The sequence below is a fragment of the Vibrio sp. TRT 29B02 genome, assembly GCF_050113655.1.
GTDB lineage: Bacteria > Pseudomonadota > Gammaproteobacteria > Enterobacterales > Vibrionaceae > Vibrio.
In genome coordinates this window covers 1-20,176 of the sequence record NZ_JBNJOJ010000046.1, presented here as the reverse complement: position 1 = coordinate 20,176, position 20,176 = coordinate 1, and the positions used below count along the sequence as shown (strand labels likewise).

The 20,176-nt window shown below is 45.6% G+C and carries 17 protein-coding genes; 9 read left to right on the top strand and 8 right to left on the bottom strand.

All coding sequences use genetic code 11. The features are described from left to right. Nucleotides 1–17: 17 nt before the first annotated feature. The 3 genes from ACQEXT_RS20200 to ACQEXT_RS20190 all read right to left on the bottom strand — a co-directional run bounded on the left by ACQEXT_RS20200 (nt 18) and on the right by ACQEXT_RS20190 (nt 4,959). Nucleotides 18–3,170, bottom strand: a complete 3,153-nt coding sequence (locus tag ACQEXT_RS20200) for an efflux RND transporter permease subunit (protein ID WP_426953334.1) — start codon at nt 3,168–3,170, stop codon at nt 18–20. Nucleotides 3,171–3,180: 10 nt separating this feature from the next. Continuing rightward, complete coding sequence (locus tag ACQEXT_RS20195) at nt 3,181–4,299, bottom strand: efflux RND transporter periplasmic adaptor subunit (RefSeq protein WP_426953333.1); 1,119 nt, start codon at nt 4,297–4,299, stop codon at nt 3,181–3,183. A 99-nt stretch (nt 4,300–4,398) separates the two neighbouring features. Next, on the bottom strand, nt 4,399–4,959 hold the full coding sequence (locus ACQEXT_RS20190) for a GNAT family N-acetyltransferase (protein WP_426953332.1): 561 nt from the start codon (nt 4,957–4,959) through the stop codon (nt 4,399–4,401). Between the two features lie 261 nt (nt 4,960–5,220). Between ACQEXT_RS20190 and ACQEXT_RS20185 the strand changes: the two genes are divergently transcribed. Further along, a complete protein-coding gene (locus ACQEXT_RS20185) occupies nt 5,221–6,348 on the top strand; it encodes an acyl-CoA desaturase (RefSeq protein ID WP_426953331.1) in 1,128 nt (375 codons plus the stop codon). Nucleotides 6,349–6,385: 37 nt separating this feature from the next. Here ACQEXT_RS20185 and ACQEXT_RS20180 read toward each other — a convergent pair whose 3' ends face one another. Together ACQEXT_RS20180 and ACQEXT_RS20175 are read right to left on the bottom strand one after the other, a co-directional pair. Next, nucleotides 6,386–7,645: a DEAD/DEAH box helicase gene (locus ACQEXT_RS20180; protein WP_138970648.1), complete on the bottom strand. Its 1,260-nt coding sequence runs from the start codon at nt 7,643–7,645 to the stop codon at nt 6,386–6,388. A 35-nt stretch (nt 7,646–7,680) separates the two neighbouring features. Continuing rightward, nucleotides 7,681–7,935: an ACP phosphodiesterase gene (locus ACQEXT_RS20175; RefSeq protein ID WP_426953339.1), complete on the bottom strand. Its 255-nt coding sequence runs from the start codon at nt 7,933–7,935 to the stop codon at nt 7,681–7,683. A gap of 603 nt (nt 7,936–8,538) precedes the next feature. Here ACQEXT_RS20175 and ACQEXT_RS20170 point away from each other — a divergent pair. Together ACQEXT_RS20170 and msrB are read left to right on the top strand one after the other, a co-directional pair. Continuing rightward, the gene (locus tag ACQEXT_RS20170) at nt 8,539–9,741 is read left to right on the top strand and encodes an aromatic amino acid transport family protein (RefSeq protein WP_426953329.1); all 1,203 of its coding nucleotides are present in this window, start codon (nt 8,539–8,541) and stop codon (nt 9,739–9,741) included. A gap of 147 nt (nt 9,742–9,888) precedes the next feature. Further along, nucleotides 9,889–11,025: a peptide-methionine (R)-S-oxide reductase MsrB gene (msrB, locus tag ACQEXT_RS20165; protein ID WP_426953328.1), complete on the top strand. Its 1,137-nt coding sequence runs from the start codon at nt 9,889–9,891 to the stop codon at nt 11,023–11,025. A 69-nt stretch (nt 11,026–11,094) separates the two neighbouring features. Here msrB and dbpA read toward each other — a convergent pair whose 3' ends face one another. Both dbpA and folE read right to left on the bottom strand, forming a co-directional pair. Beyond that, a complete protein-coding gene (gene dbpA / locus ACQEXT_RS20160) occupies nt 11,095–12,471 on the bottom strand; it encodes an ATP-dependent RNA helicase DbpA (protein ID WP_138970652.1) in 1,377 nt (458 codons plus the stop codon). A gap of 110 nt (nt 12,472–12,581) precedes the next feature. Further along, entirely contained in the window at nt 12,582–13,235 is a 654-nt protein-coding gene (folE, locus tag ACQEXT_RS20155; protein ID WP_006880173.1) for a GTP cyclohydrolase I FolE, read from the bottom strand. Between the two features lie 161 nt (nt 13,236–13,396). On the opposite strand from folE, the gene moeA reads away from it, so the two are divergent. Genes moeA through ACQEXT_RS20135 form a run of 4 tightly spaced genes read left to right on the top strand, consistent with a single transcriptional unit; the run spans nt 13,397 to nt 16,582 of the window. Then, entirely contained in the window at nt 13,397–14,632 is a 1,236-nt protein-coding gene (gene moeA, locus ACQEXT_RS20150; protein ID WP_426953327.1) for a molybdopterin molybdotransferase MoeA, read from the top strand. A 9-nt stretch (nt 14,633–14,641) separates the two neighbouring features. Next, the gene (moeB, locus tag ACQEXT_RS20145; protein WP_331418436.1) at nt 14,642–15,391 is read left to right on the top strand and encodes a molybdopterin-synthase adenylyltransferase MoeB; all 750 of its coding nucleotides are present in this window, start codon (nt 14,642–14,644) and stop codon (nt 15,389–15,391) included. A 27-nt stretch (nt 15,392–15,418) separates the two neighbouring features. Further along, a complete protein-coding gene (locus tag ACQEXT_RS20140; protein WP_138970655.1) occupies nt 15,419–15,730 on the top strand; it encodes a hypothetical protein in 312 nt (103 codons plus the stop codon). 9 nt (nt 15,731–15,739) lie between these two features. Next, a complete protein-coding gene (locus ACQEXT_RS20135; protein ID WP_331428464.1) occupies nt 15,740–16,582 on the top strand; it encodes a sulfurtransferase in 843 nt (280 codons plus the stop codon). Between the two features lie 57 nt (nt 16,583–16,639). Here ACQEXT_RS20135 and ACQEXT_RS20130 read toward each other — a convergent pair whose 3' ends face one another. Beyond that, complete coding sequence (locus ACQEXT_RS20130; RefSeq protein WP_138970657.1) at nt 16,640–17,620, bottom strand: sugar-binding transcriptional regulator; 981 nt, start codon at nt 17,618–17,620, stop codon at nt 16,640–16,642. Nucleotides 17,621–18,071: 451 nt separating this feature from the next. Here ACQEXT_RS20130 and tal point away from each other — a divergent pair, with 451 nt between their 5' ends. After that, on the top strand, nt 18,072–19,022 hold the full coding sequence (gene tal, locus ACQEXT_RS20125) for a transaldolase (protein ID WP_426953326.1): 951 nt from the start codon (nt 18,072–18,074) through the stop codon (nt 19,020–19,022). A gap of 83 nt (nt 19,023–19,105) precedes the next feature. Beyond that, nucleotides 19,106–20,176 (top strand): thiamine pyrophosphate-dependent enzyme (locus ACQEXT_RS20120; RefSeq protein WP_426953325.1); only part of this gene is annotated, 1,071 nt, incomplete at its 3' end.

Below are 20,176 nucleotides of genomic sequence, written 5' to 3'. Positions count from 1 at the left end.
AGAGAGGGGATTTTTTATTACTCATCGTCGAGTGGTATCAACTTGGTACTTCCACCATGGATTTTCTCGCGCTTACGCTGCACCAGTGCATAGAAGCCAGGTATTAGGAAGGTACCCGCTAGTAGTACACAAAGCAGCCCCCCTATCAAAGAGATACCCAGTGAGTTTTGGCTAATGTGCCCTGCCCCAGAAGCGAAAATCAGAGGGAAGATACCTAAAATAAATGACCATGACGTCATATTTACCGCTCGGAAGCGGAGCTTACCACCTTTAACCGCCGCTTCATCGATCGGGACGTCTTTTTCTTCACGTTCTACTTTGGCAAATTCAACGATCAAAATCGCATTCTTCGCCGCTAAAGCAATGAGTAACACCAATCCAATCTGAGCGTACAAATTGAGCGGCGTTCCCGTTAGATTAAGCGCAAGGAATGACCCCAGTGTCGCAATAGGTACCACCAAGATGATCGCTAACGGGATACTCCAACTCTCGTACTGAGCCACCATAAATAGGTAGATAAAAATCAATGCCAGTGCAAAAGCGAAAATCGCTTGGTTACCTGCCAGCACCTCTTGGTAAGCCATCCCCGTCCACTCATATTGATAACCTTGCGGTAAAACTTGTGCCGCAACACGCTCCATCGCCGCAATGGCATCACCACTCGAATAGCCTGGTGCAGGTTGGCCTTGAATGATCGCGCTACGGTACATGTTGTAACGCCACGCAACGTCAGGTTCAAAAATTTGTTCAAAGCTGACTAGCGTGCTGAGTGGGATCATTTCTCCTTTCGCTGAGCGAACGTGGAAACGTTCTAAGTCTTCCATTCCGCTGCGGTGCTGTGCATCCGCCTGCATGGTGACGCGGAAGTTTTTACCAAACATCGTGAAATCATTGACGTAAAGTGAACCTAAGTTACCCTGTAGCGTTTGAAACACACTCGATAGTGGTATGCCCAATTGCTGTACTTTTTCACGATCGATATCAACATAGTAGTGAGGTACGTTGGCACGGAAGGTACTAAAAGTAAACCCGATTTCTGGTTGCCTGTTAGCCTCTTCGATCAGTTGCCCCATAACCATGGCAAGATCAGTACGGCTGCGTCCTAACGTATCTTCGAGTACAAATTCAAACCCAGAAGCGGCACCCATACCCGGTACAGCAGGAGGCCCCATCGCGAATACTATCGCCTGTGGCAGTTCCATCGCCGCACGACCATTGATTCGCTGTGCAATCGCCGCCGCGGAATGATTACCTTCAAACGCATTGCGCGTTTCCCAATCGTGCAACTTGATAAACAAAGACGCACCGTTTGAGGCTGCAGCGCCAGTCATAAAGGCATAACCGTTTGCGACTGTAATACCGTCAACCCCTGGCTCTTGCTCAACAAACTTAATTAGCTGCTCTGTTACCTCCTCAGTACGCGACAATGATGCGGCGTCTGGGAGCTGAACATTCACCAACAGAATGCCTTTGTCTTCTTGCGGAACGAAAGCGGTTGAAGTGGTTTTAGCAAAGAAGCTTACCGCACTGACCGCTACAATAAAGAAGATAACTAACAGTATCGCTTTCTTAACTAAGAATCCGGCAATCTGGCCATAGCGAGTTGTAATTCTCTCTAAACCGGCATTGAACGCAGTAAACCAGCGCGATGTATTTCCACCGCCCTGTTTGAGCACCAATGAACATAATGCAGGAGATAAGGTTAACGCGTTAATCGACGAAATCACAACTGAAATACAGATTGTCAACGCAAACTGTCGATACATGATACCCGTAATGCCAGGCAGCATCGCAACTGGGATGAATACCGCCAGCAGTACTAAGGTTGATGTGATAATCGGTCCTGTCACCTCTTTCATCGCGAGCAATGTCGCTTTCCGAGGGCTCATTGTAGGATCCTTCGCCATCGTCGTATCGACGTTTTCGATGACCAGTATTGCATCATCAACCACGATACCAATCGCTAAGATTAGACCGAACAGAGTGACGGTGTTAATAGTGAACCCAGTCATCTGCATAATCGCGAAGGTACCGATCAAAGAGACCGGGATCGCGACTACGGGTATCAAGGTTGCTCGAGCACTTCCTAGGAATAGGTAAGTAACGGCAATAACCAACAAAATCGCTTCGATAAGGGTTTTAACCACACCTTTAATCGACTCAGCAACGAAGACTGTCGTGTCATAACTCGTTTCATAAGCGATGCCCTGCGGGAAATTTGCACTCATTCGTTCGAGTAAGTCCATAACCGCCTGACCACTCTCTAACGCATTGGCATCAGATTGCAATGACAGTGCAACGATTGAGGCGTCCTGACCACGGAACTTACCACTACCGTCATAAAACTTCTTGCCTAGCTCTACTCTTGCAACATCTTTGAGATACACGCTTGAACCATCGTTCTCGGCACGAAGAACGACGTTTTCAAATTCATCAACACTCTCTAGTCGCCCTTTGGTAACAAGGTTAAACTGCACTTCTTGTGCATTACTGTATGGGGCGGCACCAATACGCCCTGCTGCAACTTGGACGTTTTGTTGAGCCAACGCAGAGTAAACATCACTTGTCGTCAGATTGAGGTTAGCCATTTTTTCTGGATCTAACCAAACACGCATTGCGTACTCACCACCACCAATAACATTAACCTCACTAATGCCTTTAACCCTTGCAAGCTGGTCTTTTACATTGAGGTTGATGTAGTTGATCAAGAATTGATCATCGTACTTACCGTCTGGTGAATAGAAGTTGAGTACCATCAGCAAGTCTGGAGAGCGTTTTTTAACCGTCACGCCAACCATACGTACTTCCTGTGGAAGTTTTGACTCAATCTGAGAGACACGGTTTTGTACGTTGACCTGCGCCATATCGGGATCTGTGCCAACATCAAAAGTGACATTGAGGCTATAAGACCCATCATTCGCACTCTTAGAAGACATGTAGATCATGTTTTCTACGCCATTGACTGAGGTTTCTATGGGATCGGCGATGGCCTGTTCAACAACCTCTGCGCTGGCACCAGTGTAATATGCGGTAACACTTACTGACGGTGGACTGATTTTTGGATACTCAGCAACAGGTAGGATTGCGAGTGAAATCGCCCCTGCCAGTGTAAGAATAATAGAGATAACCAGCGCAAATTTAGGACGCTGGATAAAGAAACGACTTAACATTTAGACCTCGTTATTCAGCAGCTTTGGCTTGTTCTACACGCACTGGCACGCCGTTACGTATCCGCTGTAAGCCTTGCGTAATAACCTGCTCATCCGCAGATAAACCCTCAGTTACTATGATTCCACTTTCTAACTGGCGTCCTAGCTGGACATTTCTGCGCTCAGCCACATTCCCTTCTGCCACCAGCATGACAAAGTTGCCTTCCAAATCAGTCTGGACTGCTCGACGAGGAATGATCACCACTTGGTTAGCTTGCTTCTCTCTTAGCTCAACACGAATATGCTGACCCGGAAGCAGGCGATAGTCTGGATTATCAACCACAGCACGCATCGCTATCGTGCCGGTATTTAAGTCAATTCGATTACCAAGAAAATCTAGCTTGCCAAGATGTTCGAAGCTGGCACCGTTTTCTAATATCACACCAACTTCAACGGCTTGTGCGTCGCCATCGCCTTTCACTTTATCCATCCCTAGTTCAAGACGCTCACGCTCGCTGATGCTAAAACTTGTATGCACTGGGTCTAGGCTCACAAGGGTGGTTAAGATTCCAGACTGGGGTGAAACAAGGTCACCGGTACTCACATTACTTTGAGCGGTTCGGCCTGCAAAAGGTGCCCGAATTTCTGTATATGACAGGTTGACTTCAGCCAAATGTAGCTGCGCTTTACCTGCTTCAACTTGAGCTTGTGCTCCAAGTAATGCCGCATTTAGATTGTCGAACTCTGACTGAGAAATACTGCCTTTAGGTAGTAGGTTTTTAGCGCGTTGAAAATCCAGTTCGGCTTTCTTTAATGTTGCATTTGCCTGTGCCAAGGTCGCTTTCGCGCTGGCTCGCTGAGCTTCAAACGATGATGGTTCGATGGTATAGAGAAGTTGCCCCTTTTCGACCATTTGTCCTTCTTCAAAATGGCGAGCTTTAAGATACCCGCTCACTTGCGCGGTAATATTGGTATCTTCGACCGCTTCAATCCGCCCGATATAAGACTTACTTTGTTGATGGGAACTGTATTGAACTGGCTCAGCGACAACAAGCTGTGCCGGTAATTGATTCTGTCCTTGAGGGTTTTCGCCGCATCCTACGAGAAAAAGTGCGCTAGCAAGCGCAGTACAGGTAAAGGTTTTTTTCATGAATAGACCGCTAGATAGATATAAATGGGCTTGCCTAAAAATACCTAACGGTCAATCGAGCTTTGTCCGAACAATATCAGGACAATTAGCTTAAGTGTATCAAGCTGTTACAAGTTCTAACCTTGTGTGTCGTTCTGTAAGACGCTGTAATTCTGCGCCCGATTCCCAGCGGTAAACCAACTCAGGTACTTGGTGACCACAAGGGGCGTTCCAAAGCCTTTCCAAGCTGTTGGTTCCACCCAAATGCTGGTAAAACTCTACCGCTTGATGATTCTCTTTCATCACTTCCAAATACACACCACTGTCTGGAAAATACTGAGTAATCCACTTGGAGACTTCAGCCAGCAGTGTAACCCCTAATCCCCTGCCACGGTAATTGGGATCGATATGTAGGGAGTCGATAATCGTACCTTTTTCGAAATCATGATTGCCAAATGCACAGACAAAACCACACAAAAGGCCACCTTCTTCGATCAGAAGAACACATTGATTAAAAGGAGGGTTAATGAGGCGGGTCTGCCAAATCGCGAGACGTTCATCTAGCACTTCGTTATCAAGAAACTCTTGCCCAAGAATGCCTTGATAATATTGTTTCCAACTTTGCGCGTGCAAGGTAGCAATACGCTCATAGTCGCTATATTCAGCTACTTTTAATTCCATTTATAGTTCCTTATTACTTCCTGTAAGGATTGAGTGCCCCTTCATACTATAAAACATTTAACAAAAAGCCAAACATTCTGGGAAATGGCATCATTTGTGTTGGTTATTCTGCAACCCAGTTCAAAACCACGACGAAAAATTTGCTTACCAATTATTTTGACAAAATCACGTGCGCTAACCGACATACTGAGCCATCGAGTTTGACTTACAACTGTACGCTGATATTCTAGCGAACAACTGTTAGCTCAAAGGAAAAGCTCGATGTCTGGTTCTAACAAACCACCACTGATTTGGTTAAACATATTTATTTTCTTGTCATCCTTTATAGTCGCTTTGGTGATTGTTCCTTGGTACGGCTTAACGGCCGGTTACGGCCTTGAACACCTCGTCTGGTTCGTTATTGCCTTTTCATTTTGTAATCTTTCGATTACTGCTGGCTACCACAGGCTATGGTCGCATAAGACCTATGAAGCGCACTGGTCATTACGCGCACTCTTTGCCCTTGGTGGCGCGTTTGCGCTACAAAACAGTGCTCTGCACTGGAGTTCCGACCATAGAATTCACCACAAACATGTCGATAATAACGATAAAGATCCTTACTCGGCTAAACGTGGCTTTTGGTTTTCTCATATTGGTTGGATGTTGCGTGAATATAATGCCAATACCTATTCCGATTATGGCAATTGCCGAGATTTACAGCGTGATAAAATCGTCATGTGGCAACATAAATACTATGTGCCTGTTGCGATTCTAACTAACTTCGGTATTCCACTATTACTTGGCGTTGTTTATGGTGATATCTTTGGCATGTTGCTTGTGGTTGGAGTATTACGTCTAGTACTTAGTCATCACTCAACATTCTTCATTAATTCGCTCGCCCATATTTGGGGCTCACAACCATATACCGATAAAAATACGGCTCGTGACAACGCCGTACTTGCCGTGTTCACCTTTGGCGAGGGATACCACAACTACCATCACATCTTCGAGAACGATTATCGTAATGGCATCTATTGGTGGCAGTACGACCCGACTAAGTGGTTGATTAAGTCCTGCTCATGGTTAGGTTTGACCAATAAATTGCGAGTTACGCCGAAAATTAAAATTGAAAAAGCCATCGCCAAGCAAGCGCTCGCCAAGGCGTCTAAAAATGTTAGTAAACTGCCAAACGCATCAATGCTTAACGAAGCGTTAAACAAAGAGTTTGAGGCGTTAATGTCGAGAATGGCAGACTATTACGATGTAAAAAAACAGGTCATTGAGGCAAAGAAAACCGATTTGGCAAAGAAATATGAAAAGTCATTGCTCAAACTGCGTTATCAGCAAATGAAGCAAGAACTTGCCGCACAGCGCAAGAGCTGGAATAGCCTAGTCGCACAATACGCCTAATTAAAAGGCTCACGCCGTTACAACGTGAGCCTTAAAATTATTTCTTTTTACCGCGATTAGCGTGAATCTTCAGCTTCGCTTTCATCTTGCGCTTATCTGAGTTTCGACCTTTACGGTGTGGCACTTTATCTGGCTCAATATCTTCAATCAAACTCGGCTCAAAGCCCTGTAGCCACTCTTGAGGCAACTTGGCATCCAATAGGCGCTCAATCGCGTGAAGTAAGTACTCTTCATCACGGCTCATTAACGAAACAGCGAAACCTTCCTTTCCTGCACGGCCCGTACGACCGATTCGGTGAACGTAATCTTCGGCTTTGTATGGCATATCAAAGTTAACCACTTGCTCAAGCTCCTGAATATCGAGCCCCCTTGCCGCCACGTCAGTCGCTATCAGAGCACGAATTTGACCTGATTTAAAATCATCAAGTGCTTTTTGCCTCGCGCCTTGACTCTTGTCACCATTAATTGAAGCCGCTTTGATTCCGTCTAGCTTAAGCTCTTTCGCTAAAGCATCACTACCCTGTTTTGTCTTAGTAAAAACCAAAACTTGCTGCCAATTTCTAGAGCCTATCAAATACGCGAGAAGCTCTGCTTTACGCTTCTTATCGACTGGATAAACCATCTGTTTAACCGTCTCTGCGGTACTGTTTGATGGAGAGACCTGTACTTCTACAGGTTCATTAAGCATTCGATAGGCGGTAGTTTTAATTCTCTGATCAAAAGTCGCAGAGAAGAACAGAGTCTGTCGATTTGCATTGCAGCGTTGAAGAATACGCTTAATATCAGGCATAAACCCCATGTCCAGCATTCGATCCGCTTCATCGAGGACTAAATATTCTGTCTTATTGAGGTTAATATTTTTGCAGTACATGTGGTCGATAAGGCGACCAGGTGTTGCGATCAGAATGTCACATCCTTGCATAAGATTTCTGGTTTGGACATTCATACTTGTGCCTCCATAGACAGCCACCACTTTGATATCTGTCTTGGATGCATACTGAGTAAGATTGTCGAACACCTGTTGAGCAAGTTCGCGCGTAGGAACCAGAACCAATGCGCGAACATCGTTGCTCTGCAGATCACGCTTGGTATTCGAATCAATTAATCTTTGCAGTATAGGCAGACCAAATGCAGCGGTTTTGCCCGTACCAGTTTGAGCACCCGCTAAGACGTCTTTTCCTTCAATAACATGAGGAATAGCCTGAATTTGTATTTCTGTAGGTTGTTCAAAGCCTAGTGTTTCTAACGTAGATAAAAGCGTAGAGCCCAATCCAAGAGCTTCAAATTGTATCGACATGCGGGTTACCTATAATTGCAAGGCGGACGATTCTATCAGAAACTTTTGCTGGCAGTTAGTATCTGTGGATAGAGCTGAGCAAATAACTCATCCAGTTGATGATAATTCTGTCGTAGATAGGGAATGCACTCCACCAGCGTGACCATTCTTGGTGAACGATGTGACATTCGCTGTAATGCGAACTCGATATTTTCGATGTGCTGATAGGACTGTAACCAACGCCCCTCACTCATAGCATGTGTGACGGTGACAAACCGATCCGGAACAACATCCGCCATCTCTTCACTCATCACTTGCATCAGCGAGTGAGTGCAGAATCTTCGCCCGATTACGTTGATACCCTTATGAAAGCACAAAGCCAGCGCGATTGCACTGGCTCTTTCGGGTTGCTACCTAAGTAGACTTATCGTCACTGAAGAATCGTTATTTGAAAATCTCTTCGGCGAGCGCTTCAATTGACTGCTCGTAGTCCGAGAGTTCAAAGCCAATTTCCATGGCATCTAACAGCTCGAGGCATTCTTCATTGATTGTTTGGTCACTCATTCTGACCTCCTTTATAAAAACACTTATCAAGACCTGCGTTTTTCAAGTCTCAGCCTGAATATGCGGGTTCTTGGTTCCTTTTTAAACCACTTATATGACAGTTTTTTGAAAGGCGAAAGTAAATTCTGACTATGATTTGCTCTTTATTCCAACGCAATCGATTACCCCGACAACCATCCCATGCATGTAAACATAAAATTACACTGGTGGTAATTAATTTGTACAAAACACTTGTCTTTGTCAAAGATCTTTTTCAAAATGGTCACATTGTCAGTCTTAATGACTACATATTACACAACAGTTAGTCATAACCTCTACTAAAGTCAGATAAACGTAAAGAATTATATACAATGAACAAATCAAAGGTATTGGGTAGTACTTTGATCATTGCTGGGACCACCATTGGTGCTGGCATGCTTGCGCTACCACTCGCTTCTGCGGGTATAGGCTTCACCACTTCACTTATCATTATGATCGCTCTATGGGCATTAATGGCGTATACCGCTTTATTGATGATTGAAGTACATCAACATGCAGACCAAGATGCGACCTTACACACCCTTGCCAATCAATTTCTAGGCATCAAGGGGAAATGGGTAGCAAGCTTTGCGATGATGTTTCTCTTCTATGCACTTTGCGCAGCTTACATTGCTGGTGGTGGCGCACAGTTTGCGGAGCGTATTGCGACTTTCTCTGGTGTTGAAGTTTCACCAACAACATCGACCGTGTTGTTTACCCTATTAGTCGCCGCAGTGGTAACGATTGGCACTGCGACAGTGGATAAAGTTAACCGAGTACTATTTTCAATTAAGATCATTGCGATGGTAATGGTGCTTACTTTCTTAGCACCGAATGTCACTGAATCTTACCTATTAAGTATGCCTGTAGAACAAGGTCTAGTGATCGCTGCGATTCCGGTGATTTTCACTTCTTTTGGTTTCCACGGCAGCATCCCTGCGATTGTTAACTACTTAGATGGCCATACGCCTTCACTGCGCAAGGCCATTTTGATCGGTTCCGCGATTCCATTGGTGATCTACGTTTTCTGGCAAGTCGTCACACTGGGCGTCGTCAATCAGTCTCAACTACTCGAAAATCAGGGATTGAGTTCACTTATCTCGACACTGGCCACCACTGTTCATCGCTCTAATCTGGCTCAAACTATCGGTATCTTCGCTGATTTGGCACTGCTGACTTCATTTCTTGGGGTGAGTCTCGGGTTGTTCGAATTCCTAGGCGACAAGATCAATAAAAGTGGTAACGGTGGTTCACGCGTATTGGTCGGATTGGTGACATTTCTACCACCAATGGGCTTCGCCTTGTTCTACCCTCAGGGCTTTATTGCGGCGCTAGGATATGCCGCCATTGCACTGGTTGTACTGGCCATCTTTTTGCCCATTTTGATGGTCAAAAAAGCTCGTCAACAGGCCTCGACACAAAGCTATCAAGTACTTGGTGGTAATGTAGGCCTAATCGCAACCAGTTGTGTTGGGGTGGTTATCGTCACAGCTCAGGTACTGATCACCGCAGGTGTATTACCAAGCTTGGGTTAGTGGCAGATTCTAAGTAAAAACGGCGCGATGACTCGCGCCGTTTTTGATCCTTCCTTAGAACAAACCAATATAATTACTTAATTGTGTAATTTTCTCATTGATAGCCCGTTCTATTCTCAAGTAGTGATAACCATTTACGAGGTTAATATGAAAGTGAAGTTTAAGTTTATCCTCTCCGCTGTTGCATGTGTGGCCGTGCTCACCTCTTTTTTCGGCGCGGCAGATAGCAATATGTCTGGCACGAAAACTTTAAACGATTATGACGTAGCGACGTTGGCTGGAGGCTGTTTTTGGTGTACTGAATCCGATTTGGAAAAACTGCCTGGCGTTATCGATGTGATTTCTGGCTATGCTGGTGGTGATATTGAGAATCCAACTTACAAACAAGTTTCGTCCGGTAAGACTGGGCACCTTGAAGTCATCAGCGTTAAATACGATCCTAAAACGGTCACTTATGAGCAAGTTCTCGACCAGTTTTTTCGTCATATAGACCCAACGGATGATCAAGGCTCCTTTGTCGATAGAGGTCGCCACTATCGCCCTGCTGTTTTTTATCATACCCAAGAACAGAAAAAGATTGCCGAAAACTTTATCGCGCAAATTGATGCGTTAGGTATTTTCAAGAAACCATTGAAAACCGAGTTGATCGAATTCAAAGCGTTCTGGCCGGCTGAAGATTACCACCAAGATTATTACAAGCGTAATAAAATTCGCTATAACTACTACCGTTACGCATCTGGTCGCGATCAGTATTTAGATGAGATTTTTGGCGAAGATCGTCAGGACAATCCTGTAACGCTGCGCGCACTTATTGACGATAAAATAAGTGCTGAAAGTGTTAAACCATATGCCAAACCATCGCAGTCTGCGATTAAGAACAAGCTTACTGAGCTTCAGTACTACGTCACTCAACAAGAAGGGACAGAACGCGCATTCAGCAATGAATACTGGGATAACAAAGAGGCTGGGATTTATGTCGATATTGTTTCTGGAGAGCCTCTTTTCTCATCCACTGACAAGTATAAATCAGGCACAGGCTGGCCAAGTTTTACTAAGCCGATAAATCAAGGTTACATTGTCACAAAAACCGACTACCACCTTCTCTATCCCCGAACAGAAGTTCGCAGCCGATTTGCGGACTCCCATTTAGGGCACGTGTTTAAAGATGGTCCAGCGCCGACAGGCCTGCGCTACTGCATGAACTCCGCAGCAATGAGGTTTATTCCGTTAGCAGATTTGGAAAAAGAGGGGTACGGCGACTATCTCTACCTGTTCGACAGTTAAATCCATCCAAACGTCGTTAGCAAAAAAGCCAACCTGAACATAGGTTGGCTTTTAGCTCACTATTAGCGCTTACTTCATCACACGAGCTTTGAAACTGCGTCCTTTCATCTTGCCTGTCGTAAGCTGTTTTAACGCAGGTTTGACGATATCATGCTCCACCGCTAGGTATGAAACCATTGCTAGGATATTAATCTTGCCAATCTTTTTACCATCTAAGCCAGCTTGCTTAGTCAAGGCTCCCAAAATGTCTCCAGCGCGCACCTTTTGTTTCTTGCCGCCTAATATCTGGATTGTTTGCATTTTAGGGTAGAACGGTCGCTCAATCGGTTTTTCCGGTAATTTAGCTGGTGAGATAACTAAGTCCATGTACTCTTCAATACGTGCGACTCGATAGTGTTCTTTCTCGCTGTAGAAGCTAAATGCAACGCCTTTTGAGCCAGCGCGCCCCGTTCGACCGATTCGATGGACATGAACTTCAGGATCGCGGGAAAGCTCAAAGTTGAAAACCGCATCAAGGTTATCAACGTCCAATCCACGTGCCGCCACATCGGTCGCAACCAAAATAGAGATACTTTTATTGGCAAACATGGTCAACGCTTGCTCACGCTCACGCTGTTCCATATCTCCATGCAATTCAACCACACTAAATCCACGATGTTTCAGTTCATCCGTTACGTTTTGCACCTCTTTCTTCGTGTTACAAAACACAACCGACGACTCTGGCTTATGCGTCAGTAATAGGGCTTCCAGTGCGTCATCACGCGCTTCAGTCGTGTCTAATTGATAGAAGCGTTGCTCAATGGTTGTCGTTGCATGTGTTGACTCAACTTTGACCATTTCCGGCTTAACCATGACTTTGGCAGCCAATGACTCAATGTTGTTAGGGAAAGTGGCGCTAAACAGCAAAGTCTGACGCTCGGCTGGCGCAGCGGCAATTATCGTATCAATCGCCTCTTCAAAACCCATCTCAAGCATGCGGTCAGCTTCATCCAGCACGAGTGTATTCAACTCATCAAGGCTAATGCGTCCCTTAGACATATGATCAAGTATTCGACCAGGCGTACCAACTAAGATATGCGCACCGTGCTCAAGTGAACCGATCTGTGGCCCCATTGGTAGGCCGCCACATAAGGTAAGTACCTTAATGTTGTGAATACCACGCGCTAGGGTGCGGATCTCTTTCGCAACCTGATCAGCCAGTTCACGAGTCGGGCAAAGTACTAATGTTTGCACTCGAAAGCGTTTAACATTGAGGTTACTCAGCAAGCCCAATGAGAATGTTGCGGTTTTACCTGAACCTGTTTTGCCTTGACCAATCACGTCTTTACCGCTGAGCACGAGAGGTAAAGCTTGCTGTTGGATTGGCGTCATTTCTTTGTAGCCAAGGCTATCCAACGTTTCAAGCAATTCAGGCTTCAGTTCAAGGGTGTTAAATGAAGTTGTCACTGTTTTATCCTTTGAGGATTGGCTGGAAGGAGTGTTCTCCCAGCATTAAAAACTAAAAACCGCTTCGAAATGGAAGCGGTTTTGAATTCGTAAGTCCGACGCAGCTTGTCCTATCGAATTCCGTGCAGGAACTCATGGCGTGTCGCTGGATTTGACTTGAAAATGCCACCTAATGCCGTCGTTGTGGTTTCACTGGTTGCATCCATAACACCACGTGACTTAACACAGTAATGGGTTGCATCTATGGTTACTGCCACATCATCTGACTCTAGCAGGGTTTGCAATGCGACTAAGATCTGCTGTGTCATACGCTCTTGCACCTGAGGGCGCTGAGCGAAGAAACGGACGATGCGGTTAATCTTAGACAGGCCGATGATTTTTCCACGTGGAATATAAGCGACCGCTGCACGACCATCAATTGTCACTAAGTGATGCTCACAGGTACTCGTCACTGTGATGTCTTTCACTCGAACCATTTCACTGACATTCATCTTGTTTTCGATGACAGTAATCTTGGGGAAATTTGAGTAATCTAAGCCAGAGAAAATCTCATCAACGTACATTTTTGCGATACGGTGCGGAGTCTCTTCTAAACTGTCATCAGTAAGGTCTAGCTCTAGTAGAGAGAGAATTTCACGCATATGGTGTTGAATCTTTTCTTTTTTCTCTTCTCGACTGAACGAGTTTGGCGCCATCGGCGTCTCTAATCCTCGTTGCTCTAGCGCATCTTTGACCAACTTTGCGGATTCGCTAAGACCTGACATTCCACTTCCTCTTATTTACCCCTTTAGGATGGCTGACAAGGATACTCGGATTTTTGAATAATTACACCCATATTTTATTGGAGGTCATTATTGCTCTATGGCTATCTATGATAGAGTGTTGACCATTAGACTAAAAATAATAGTAAATTAGGATTTTTGATATGGGCTGCTGCGATGCACCAGGCTTAATGCCGATCGAAGAGGCGATGGATAAAATGTTATCGCCAATTGAAGCTATCCAAACAACGTTACAACTTCCCTTAGCAGATGCAATCGGCTATGTGCTCGCTGAAGACATACTCTCCCCTATTTTTGTACCGCCATTTGATAACTCTGCAATGGATGGTTACGCCATTCGTATCGCGGATTTAACGAATCACAATGTCATGCCGATGGCTGGTAAGTCGTTCGCGGGTCAGCCGTTTGAAGGCGATTGGCCAATCGGTTCATGTGTTCGTATCATGACTGGTGCAAAAATTCCTGATGGCTGTGACGCGGTCATTATGCAAGAGAACACTCAAGTTACTGAGCAAGGTATTCTCTTTAATCAAACCGACGTAAAACCGCAAAACAATATTCGCCCAACTGGCGATGACATCAAGCAAGGTGATATTGTCCTAGCAAAAGGCGCTCGTTTGACTGCGCGTGATATTCCGATGATCGCAACTCTCGGCGTTAGCCAGGTTAGCGTGATACGTAAACCGCGTGTGGCGTTTTTTTCCACTGGCGATGAGCTACGTCCTTTAGGTGAAACCTTATCCGAAGGTCAGATTTACGACAGTAACCGTTACGGTATTAAGCCTCTTATCGAAAACTTCGGTTGTGAAGCGATTGATCTCGGCATCATTCCAGACTGCCCAGAAACCCTCAAGGCAACGTTTGAACACGCGCAGACATTGGCTGACGTGGTTGTGACTTCCGGTGGTGTCAGCGTTGGTGAAGCAGATTACACCAAAGATATCTTACAAGAGTTAGGTCAAATCGGCTTTTGGAAGCTAGCAATCAAGCCGGGTAAGCCTTTTGCGTTTGGTAAGCTATCGACAGCTTGGTTCTGTGGCTTGCCGGGTAACCCTGTCTCTGCCGTGTTAACCATGTATGTTCTTGTTCAACCTCTACTAGCAAAATTGGCAGGACATACCGAATGGAAAGCACCAGAGTCAATCCCAGCAACAACACGCAGTGCTTTTAAGAAAGCGCCAGGGCGCACGGATTATCAACGTGGCATCTACTCTATTGAGAATGGTCAGTTTGTCGTAGAAACAACGGGCAACCAAAGTTCAGGTGCGTTCAGATCGATGAGTCTAGCCAACTGCTTCGTCGTACTTGAACGAGAACGTGGACGAGTCGAGATTGGCGAAACCGTCAACATCCAGCTATTTAACCCGACGCTTTACTAGAGGTGCCACTTGGAGATCTTATCTGATCAAGAAATGCTCCGCTACAACCGTCAAATCATTCTTAAGCAGTTTGACTTTGACGGTCAAGAAGCGCTCAAGCAAAGTTCTATTCTCGTTCTTGGCGCCGGAGGACTTGGCTGTGCTTCTACTCAATATCTCGCGACGGCGGGGGTTGGTACGTTAACCCTCATCGACGACGATGTGGTTGAACTTTCTAATCTACAGCGTCAGGTTCTTCACCACGATTCAGATATCGGGGTTAAAAAAGTCGATTCGGCCGCTCAATCACTGAGAGAGCTTAATCCCAATATTACGGTTAACACCTTCGATAAGCGTCTTTCTGATCAACAACTATCACAGTTGATCGAACAGCATACTCTTGTTCTTGATGCATCGGACAACGTCGAAACACGCAACCAGTTAAACCGCCTTTGCTACGCAAATAAAACGCCCCTAGTCTCAGGTGCTGCGATTCGCATGGAGGGGCAAGTAAGCGTGTTTACTTACCAAGATGATCAACAACCTTGTTATCAATGTCTCAGCGCCTTGTTCGGCAATACAGCATTGAGTTGTGTTGAAGCTGGCGTCATGGCACCGGTTGTCGGCATTATAGGTGCGGTTCAGGCGATGGAGGCAATTAAGGTAATTTCTGGCTATGGCACGCCGAAACAAGGCAAGATCTTGATGTTAGATGCATTGACGATGTCTTGGCGTGAAATGAATTTAATGAAGATGCCAAACTGTCCTGTGTGTCACTAGAAGTAAGGTAGTGGTAGAGTGCTGACGATGAATCATCCCAAAGGCTTTATCGCTACCTTGTTGCTTGGTGCGCTGGCACTCTATGTTTTGACGTGGCTAATGCAAGATCGTCCGTCGACGGAAGTCCGAGCGGTAGTTGACTCACAAACGGTCACCCAGTCACTGGATGGCAATCGTCGTTTTTTAAATGTTACCACTGAATCTCAGCAACAACTGTTGATTCAAGTTCCAGCAAATATTGACTGTCCCCGTCTATCTCAGGTAATTATTCAGCAGCAACAAACGTTGTTGTCAGATTCCATGTCGTATCAATTGATTCGCTGCACCGCAGCACAATAAAAAGGATTTTTGATGTCACCACTCGTAACCCCCCAATGGCTCGCTCAACAGATGAGCGATAATCGCTTAGTTATCTTAGACACCAGTATTGATTTCCAGATCCCCGGAGAAGTTGAGAAGGATAAAACGAACTTAATCCCGTGCTCACGCCGTTTTGATTACGACGCGGTGTTTTGCGATCCAGACACTAGTCTCCCGCACATGATGCCAACCGAAGAGCGTTTTAATCACTTAGCTCAGGATCTAGGTTTGAATAATGACTCTGTAATTGTTGTTTACGACAACAGTGGCACTTTTGCTTCGCCAAGAGCATGGTGGATGTTACGTGCGATGGGACATGAGCAAGTCTACATTCTCGATGGCGGTCTGACTGAATGGAAAGCGTGTGGATTTGATACGACGACACGTTATTTAGCTCCAACAGCGAAAGGCAACTTTTCTGGTAAGCTGAATCCGGATTACTTTGTCGACGCACAATATGTGGTTCAACAAATCGATAATGATGCGAGCCTAACCGTCGATGCTCGTTCCAAAGCACGCTTCGATAGTGAAGTAGCAGAGCCACGTCCAGGCTTACGCAGTGGTCATATCCCCAATTCAGTTTGTCAGCCTTTTGCACAGCTAATGGATCAACATAAGTTAAAGCCAGTCGAACAACTTAAACAGATTTTACAGCCGACGCTCTCAACAGATGCGGCTCAAACACTCTTTAGCTGTGGCTCTGGTGTCACCGCTTGCATTGTACTGCTTGCAGCCTATCTTTGTGGTTATCGTAATCTCGCCGTTTATGATGGCTCATGGACAGAATGGGGCGCAAACAGCGATTTGCCTATCGCCACAACTAGCAAATAACCGCTTATACATCCGTTTTGTTGAGATTATAAAAGGCAGCCTTAGCTGCCTTTTTTGTTATTTCATTTGCTCATCGAGGTTTAGCACGGTGAGTGCATTGCTCACACTTGTGGCGATCACGTCAATCACACCAGTTCGCAACGCTCCAAGTAGCGCAAGCGGTTTACTGTTTTCTGCTGCAATGGCGATAACCTGCGAAATCGGTCGAAACTCGTCAATGCTCAGCCCGATCACTCGGTCACTCATCACAGTTGTGGCGGATTGACCATGTATATCAAAGAAATCGTAACCAGCAAAATCGCCAACCACCCCTTGTTGCATCCTTGATTGAACAACTTCCTCGGCAGTAAACCACCCAAGATCAACCATATAACTGTTTTCGCTCATGTCACCAATACCGACCAAGGCAACATCAGCTTTACGTGCCAAGTCTAAGGTTTGTTTGACAGTTGCGTTTTGCATAAAGGCGAGCTTCTGTTCTCGGTTCTCCGCGTAAGCTGGCGCATACAATGTTTCTGAGGTTCCGCCATAGCTTTTGGCAAATTGACGGCAGATGTGGTCGGCATTAAACATCCCCCCACGTGGATGGATACCACCAATACCACATACGAATTTAACGTCTCTTTGCGGAATAACGCCGACATGATGCGCTACAGCGGAGACATTGCGTCCCTGCCCCACGGTCACAACAGAACCGTTTTGAATCGAGCTCGCCATATATTTCGAGACTAGACCCGCAACCTGCTGACGCTGTTGCTCTTCAACTGGTTGATCCAAGGCGATCAAAGCACGCTTAACACCAAATCGTTCGATAAGACGTTGTTCTATTTTAGCGCTAAAAACTGGGTGATATTTGACCGTGATCTCCACAATACCTTCGTCTCTGGCCTGCTTTAGCATCCGACCAACTTTGGCACGTGAGACAGAGAACTTCTTCGAAATCTCCTCTTGTGTCGCACCATCCTGATAGTAGGCCACTGAGATTTCAGTCAGTAGATCTGCGTTGTCATCCGAAATGTCATTCTGAGATTTGTTCATTGGTGTATTTTCCAAACCAAATAAATCGCACCTAACATGTGCTCACAGCCGTAGCATATGTCACAACCCGCCATTTTGGCAACATTTGCTCAGTGAAATTACAAATTCTCAGCACGTTTTTTATCCTTCATACACTAGCCTGAACCCTTACTGCTTCTTGGCAAACGTTTAGTTATCCTGCCACCAGTCAGGTTTGAAAAAAATACTTGATGAACATCACTTAAAAGCTCATTCGGCAATTGACTTTCTATCTGTATAAGATAATTATGAACCCATCATTTACTCAGCGTTCGAGCAAATGTTCACAACAAATGTTCATACGTTGAAAATTATTTAGGTTAAGTAAGCTGAGTTGTCCTTAGCGGAAAAATCGACTATTACTTAACTCGCTTGCAATTGCATCCCCATATCATGTCGTGATCTGGGAGCCCAATGAAATAGGATGATCGAAATGAGCAACAAATTAGAGCAACTTCGTAAACTAACGACTGTAGTCGCTGATACTGGTGAAATTGATGCAATCAAAAAATACCAGCCAGAAGACGCAACGACTAACCCTTCTCTGATTCTTAAAGCCGCTCAAATCGAAGAGTACGCGCCTCTAATCGACGCTTCTATCGAATACGCAAAATCTCAAAGCTCTGATAAAGCACAGCAAGTACAAGATACGTGTGACATGCTAGCGGTAAACATCGGTAAAGAAATCCTTAAAACCATTCCAGGTCGTATCTCTACTGAAGTTGATGCACGTCTTTCTTACGACATGGAAGGCAGCGTAGCAAAAGCACGCCAGCTAGTTAAAATGTACAACGATGCAGGCATCACTAACGATCGCATCCTTATCAAGCTTGCGTCTACTTGGGAAGGCATCCGTGCCGCTGAAATCCTAGAAAAAGAAGGCATCAACTGTAACCTTACTCTTCTATTCTCTTTCGCTCAGGCTCGCGCATGTGCTGAAGCTGGCGTATTCCTAATCTCTCCATTCGTTGGTCGAATCATGGACTGGTACAAAGCGAAAGAAGGTCGTGACTTTGAAGCACAAGAAGACCCAGGCGTGTTGTCAGTATCTAAGATCTACAACTACTACAAAGAGTACGGCTACAACACTGTCGTCATGGGCGCAAGTTTCCGAAACATCGGTGAGATCCTTGAGTTAGCTGGCTGTGACCGTCTGACTATCGCTCCTGCACTTTTAGCAGAACTTGAAGCTGCTGAAGGTGAAGTCGTTGAGAAGCTAGTTGATTCTAAAGGTTCAGCAGCTCGTCCAGCAGCAATGACTCACGCTGAGTTCCTATGGGAGCACAACCAAGACCCAATGGCTGTTGAGAAGCTTGCAGAAGGTATCCGCAACTTCGCAGTAGACCAAGGCAAACTTGAAGCAATGATTGAAGCGAAGCTTTAATCAACAGAATTTCTAGAGGGGAACGTTTGCGTTCCCCTCTTATTATCCTTTCTTAAGAAACAATCTATTAATCGGTATTTATTATGGATCACTCTCTTCAATCAAGAAAGCATCTAGCAAATGCAATCCGCGCTCTAAGCATGGATGGTGTACAACAAGCTAACTCTGGTCACCCAGGCGCACCTATGGGTATGGCTGATATCGCTGAAGTTCTTTGGCGTTCACACCTAAATCACAACCCAGCTAACCCAGAATGGGCAGATCGCGACCGTTTTGTACTTTCTAACGGCCACGGCTCTATGCTGATTTACTCTCTGCTACACCTTGCTGGTTACGAGCTGTCTATCGACGATCTGAAGAACTTCCGTCAGCTGCATTCTAAGACTCCAGGTCACCCAGAGTACGGTTATGCGCCTGGTATCGAAACAACAACGGGTCCTCTAGGTCAAGGTATCACAAACGCGGTTGGTATGGCGCTGGCTGAGAAAACGCTTGCTGCACAATTCAACAAACAAGGCCACGACATCGTTGACCACTTCACTTATGCATTTATGGGTGATGGCTGTCTGATGGAAGGTATCTCACACGAAGCATGTTCTCTTGCGGGCACGCTAGGTCTTGGCAAACTTATCGCTTTCTGGGATGACAATGGTATCTCTATCGATGGTCATGTTGAAGGTTGGTTCTCTGACGATACTCCTAAGCGTTTTGAAGCGTACGGCTGGCATGTAATCCCAGCAGTTGACGGTCACGATGCAGAAGCGATCAATGCGGCTATCATTGCAGCAAAAGCTGACCCTCGCCCTACGCTAATCTGTACTAAAACCATCATCGGTTTTGGTTCACCTAACAAGTCTGGTTCACACGACTGTCACGGTGCACCACTAGGCGCTGAAGAAATCGCAGCGACACGTAAAGAACTTGGTTGGGAGCACGGTCCTTTTGAAATTCCGCAAGATGTCTACGCGCAATGGGATGCGAAAGAAGCAGGCGCAGCTAAGGAAGCAGCGTGGAACAAGAAATTTGCAGCTTATGAAGCAGCATATCCAGAACTTGCAGCAGAATTCAAACGCCGCGTAAACGGTGAACTGCCAGCAGAGTGGGAAGAGAAAGCCAACGCGATCATCGCTGATCTACAAGCTAACCCAGCCAAC

Bases quoted from the DNA above. Each gene is read 5' to 3' on its own strand.
- ACQEXT_RS20200 (WP_426953334.1), bottom strand. From the start codon at position 3,170: ATGTTAAGTCGTTTCTTTATCCAGCGTCCTAAATTTGCGCTGGTTATC.
- ACQEXT_RS20195 (WP_426953333.1), bottom strand. From the start codon at position 4,299: ATGAAAAAAACCTTTACCTGTACTGCGCTTGCTAGCGCACTTTTTCTC.
- ACQEXT_RS20190 (WP_426953332.1), bottom strand. From the start codon at position 4,959: ATGGAATTAAAAGTAGCTGAATATAGCGACTATGAGCGTATTGCTACC.
- ACQEXT_RS20185 (WP_426953331.1), top strand. From the start codon at position 5,221: ATGTCTGGTTCTAACAAACCACCACTGATTTGGTTAAACATATTTATT.
- ACQEXT_RS20180 (WP_138970648.1), bottom strand. From the start codon at position 7,645: ATGTCGATACAATTTGAAGCTCTTGGATTGGGCTCTACGCTTTTATCT.
- ACQEXT_RS20175 (WP_426953339.1), bottom strand. From the start codon at position 7,935: ATGAGTGAAGAGATGGCGGATGTTGTTCCGGATCGGTTTGTCACCGTC.
- ACQEXT_RS20170 (WP_426953329.1), top strand. From the start codon at position 8,539: ATGAACAAATCAAAGGTATTGGGTAGTACTTTGATCATTGCTGGGACC.
- msrB (WP_426953328.1), top strand. From the start codon at position 9,889: ATGAAAGTGAAGTTTAAGTTTATCCTCTCCGCTGTTGCATGTGTGGCC.
- folE (WP_006880173.1), bottom strand. From the start codon at position 13,235: ATGTCAGGTCTTAGCGAATCCGCAAAGTTGGTCAAAGATGCGCTAGAG.
- moeA (WP_426953327.1), top strand. From the start codon at position 13,397: ATGGGCTGCTGCGATGCACCAGGCTTAATGCCGATCGAAGAGGCGATG.
- ACQEXT_RS20140 (WP_138970655.1), top strand. From the start codon at position 15,419: ATGAATCATCCCAAAGGCTTTATCGCTACCTTGTTGCTTGGTGCGCTG.
- ACQEXT_RS20130 (WP_138970657.1), bottom strand. From the start codon at position 17,620: ATGAACAAATCTCAGAATGACATTTCGGATGACAACGCAGATCTACTG.
- tal (WP_426953326.1), top strand. From the start codon at position 18,072: ATGAGCAACAAATTAGAGCAACTTCGTAAACTAACGACTGTAGTCGCT.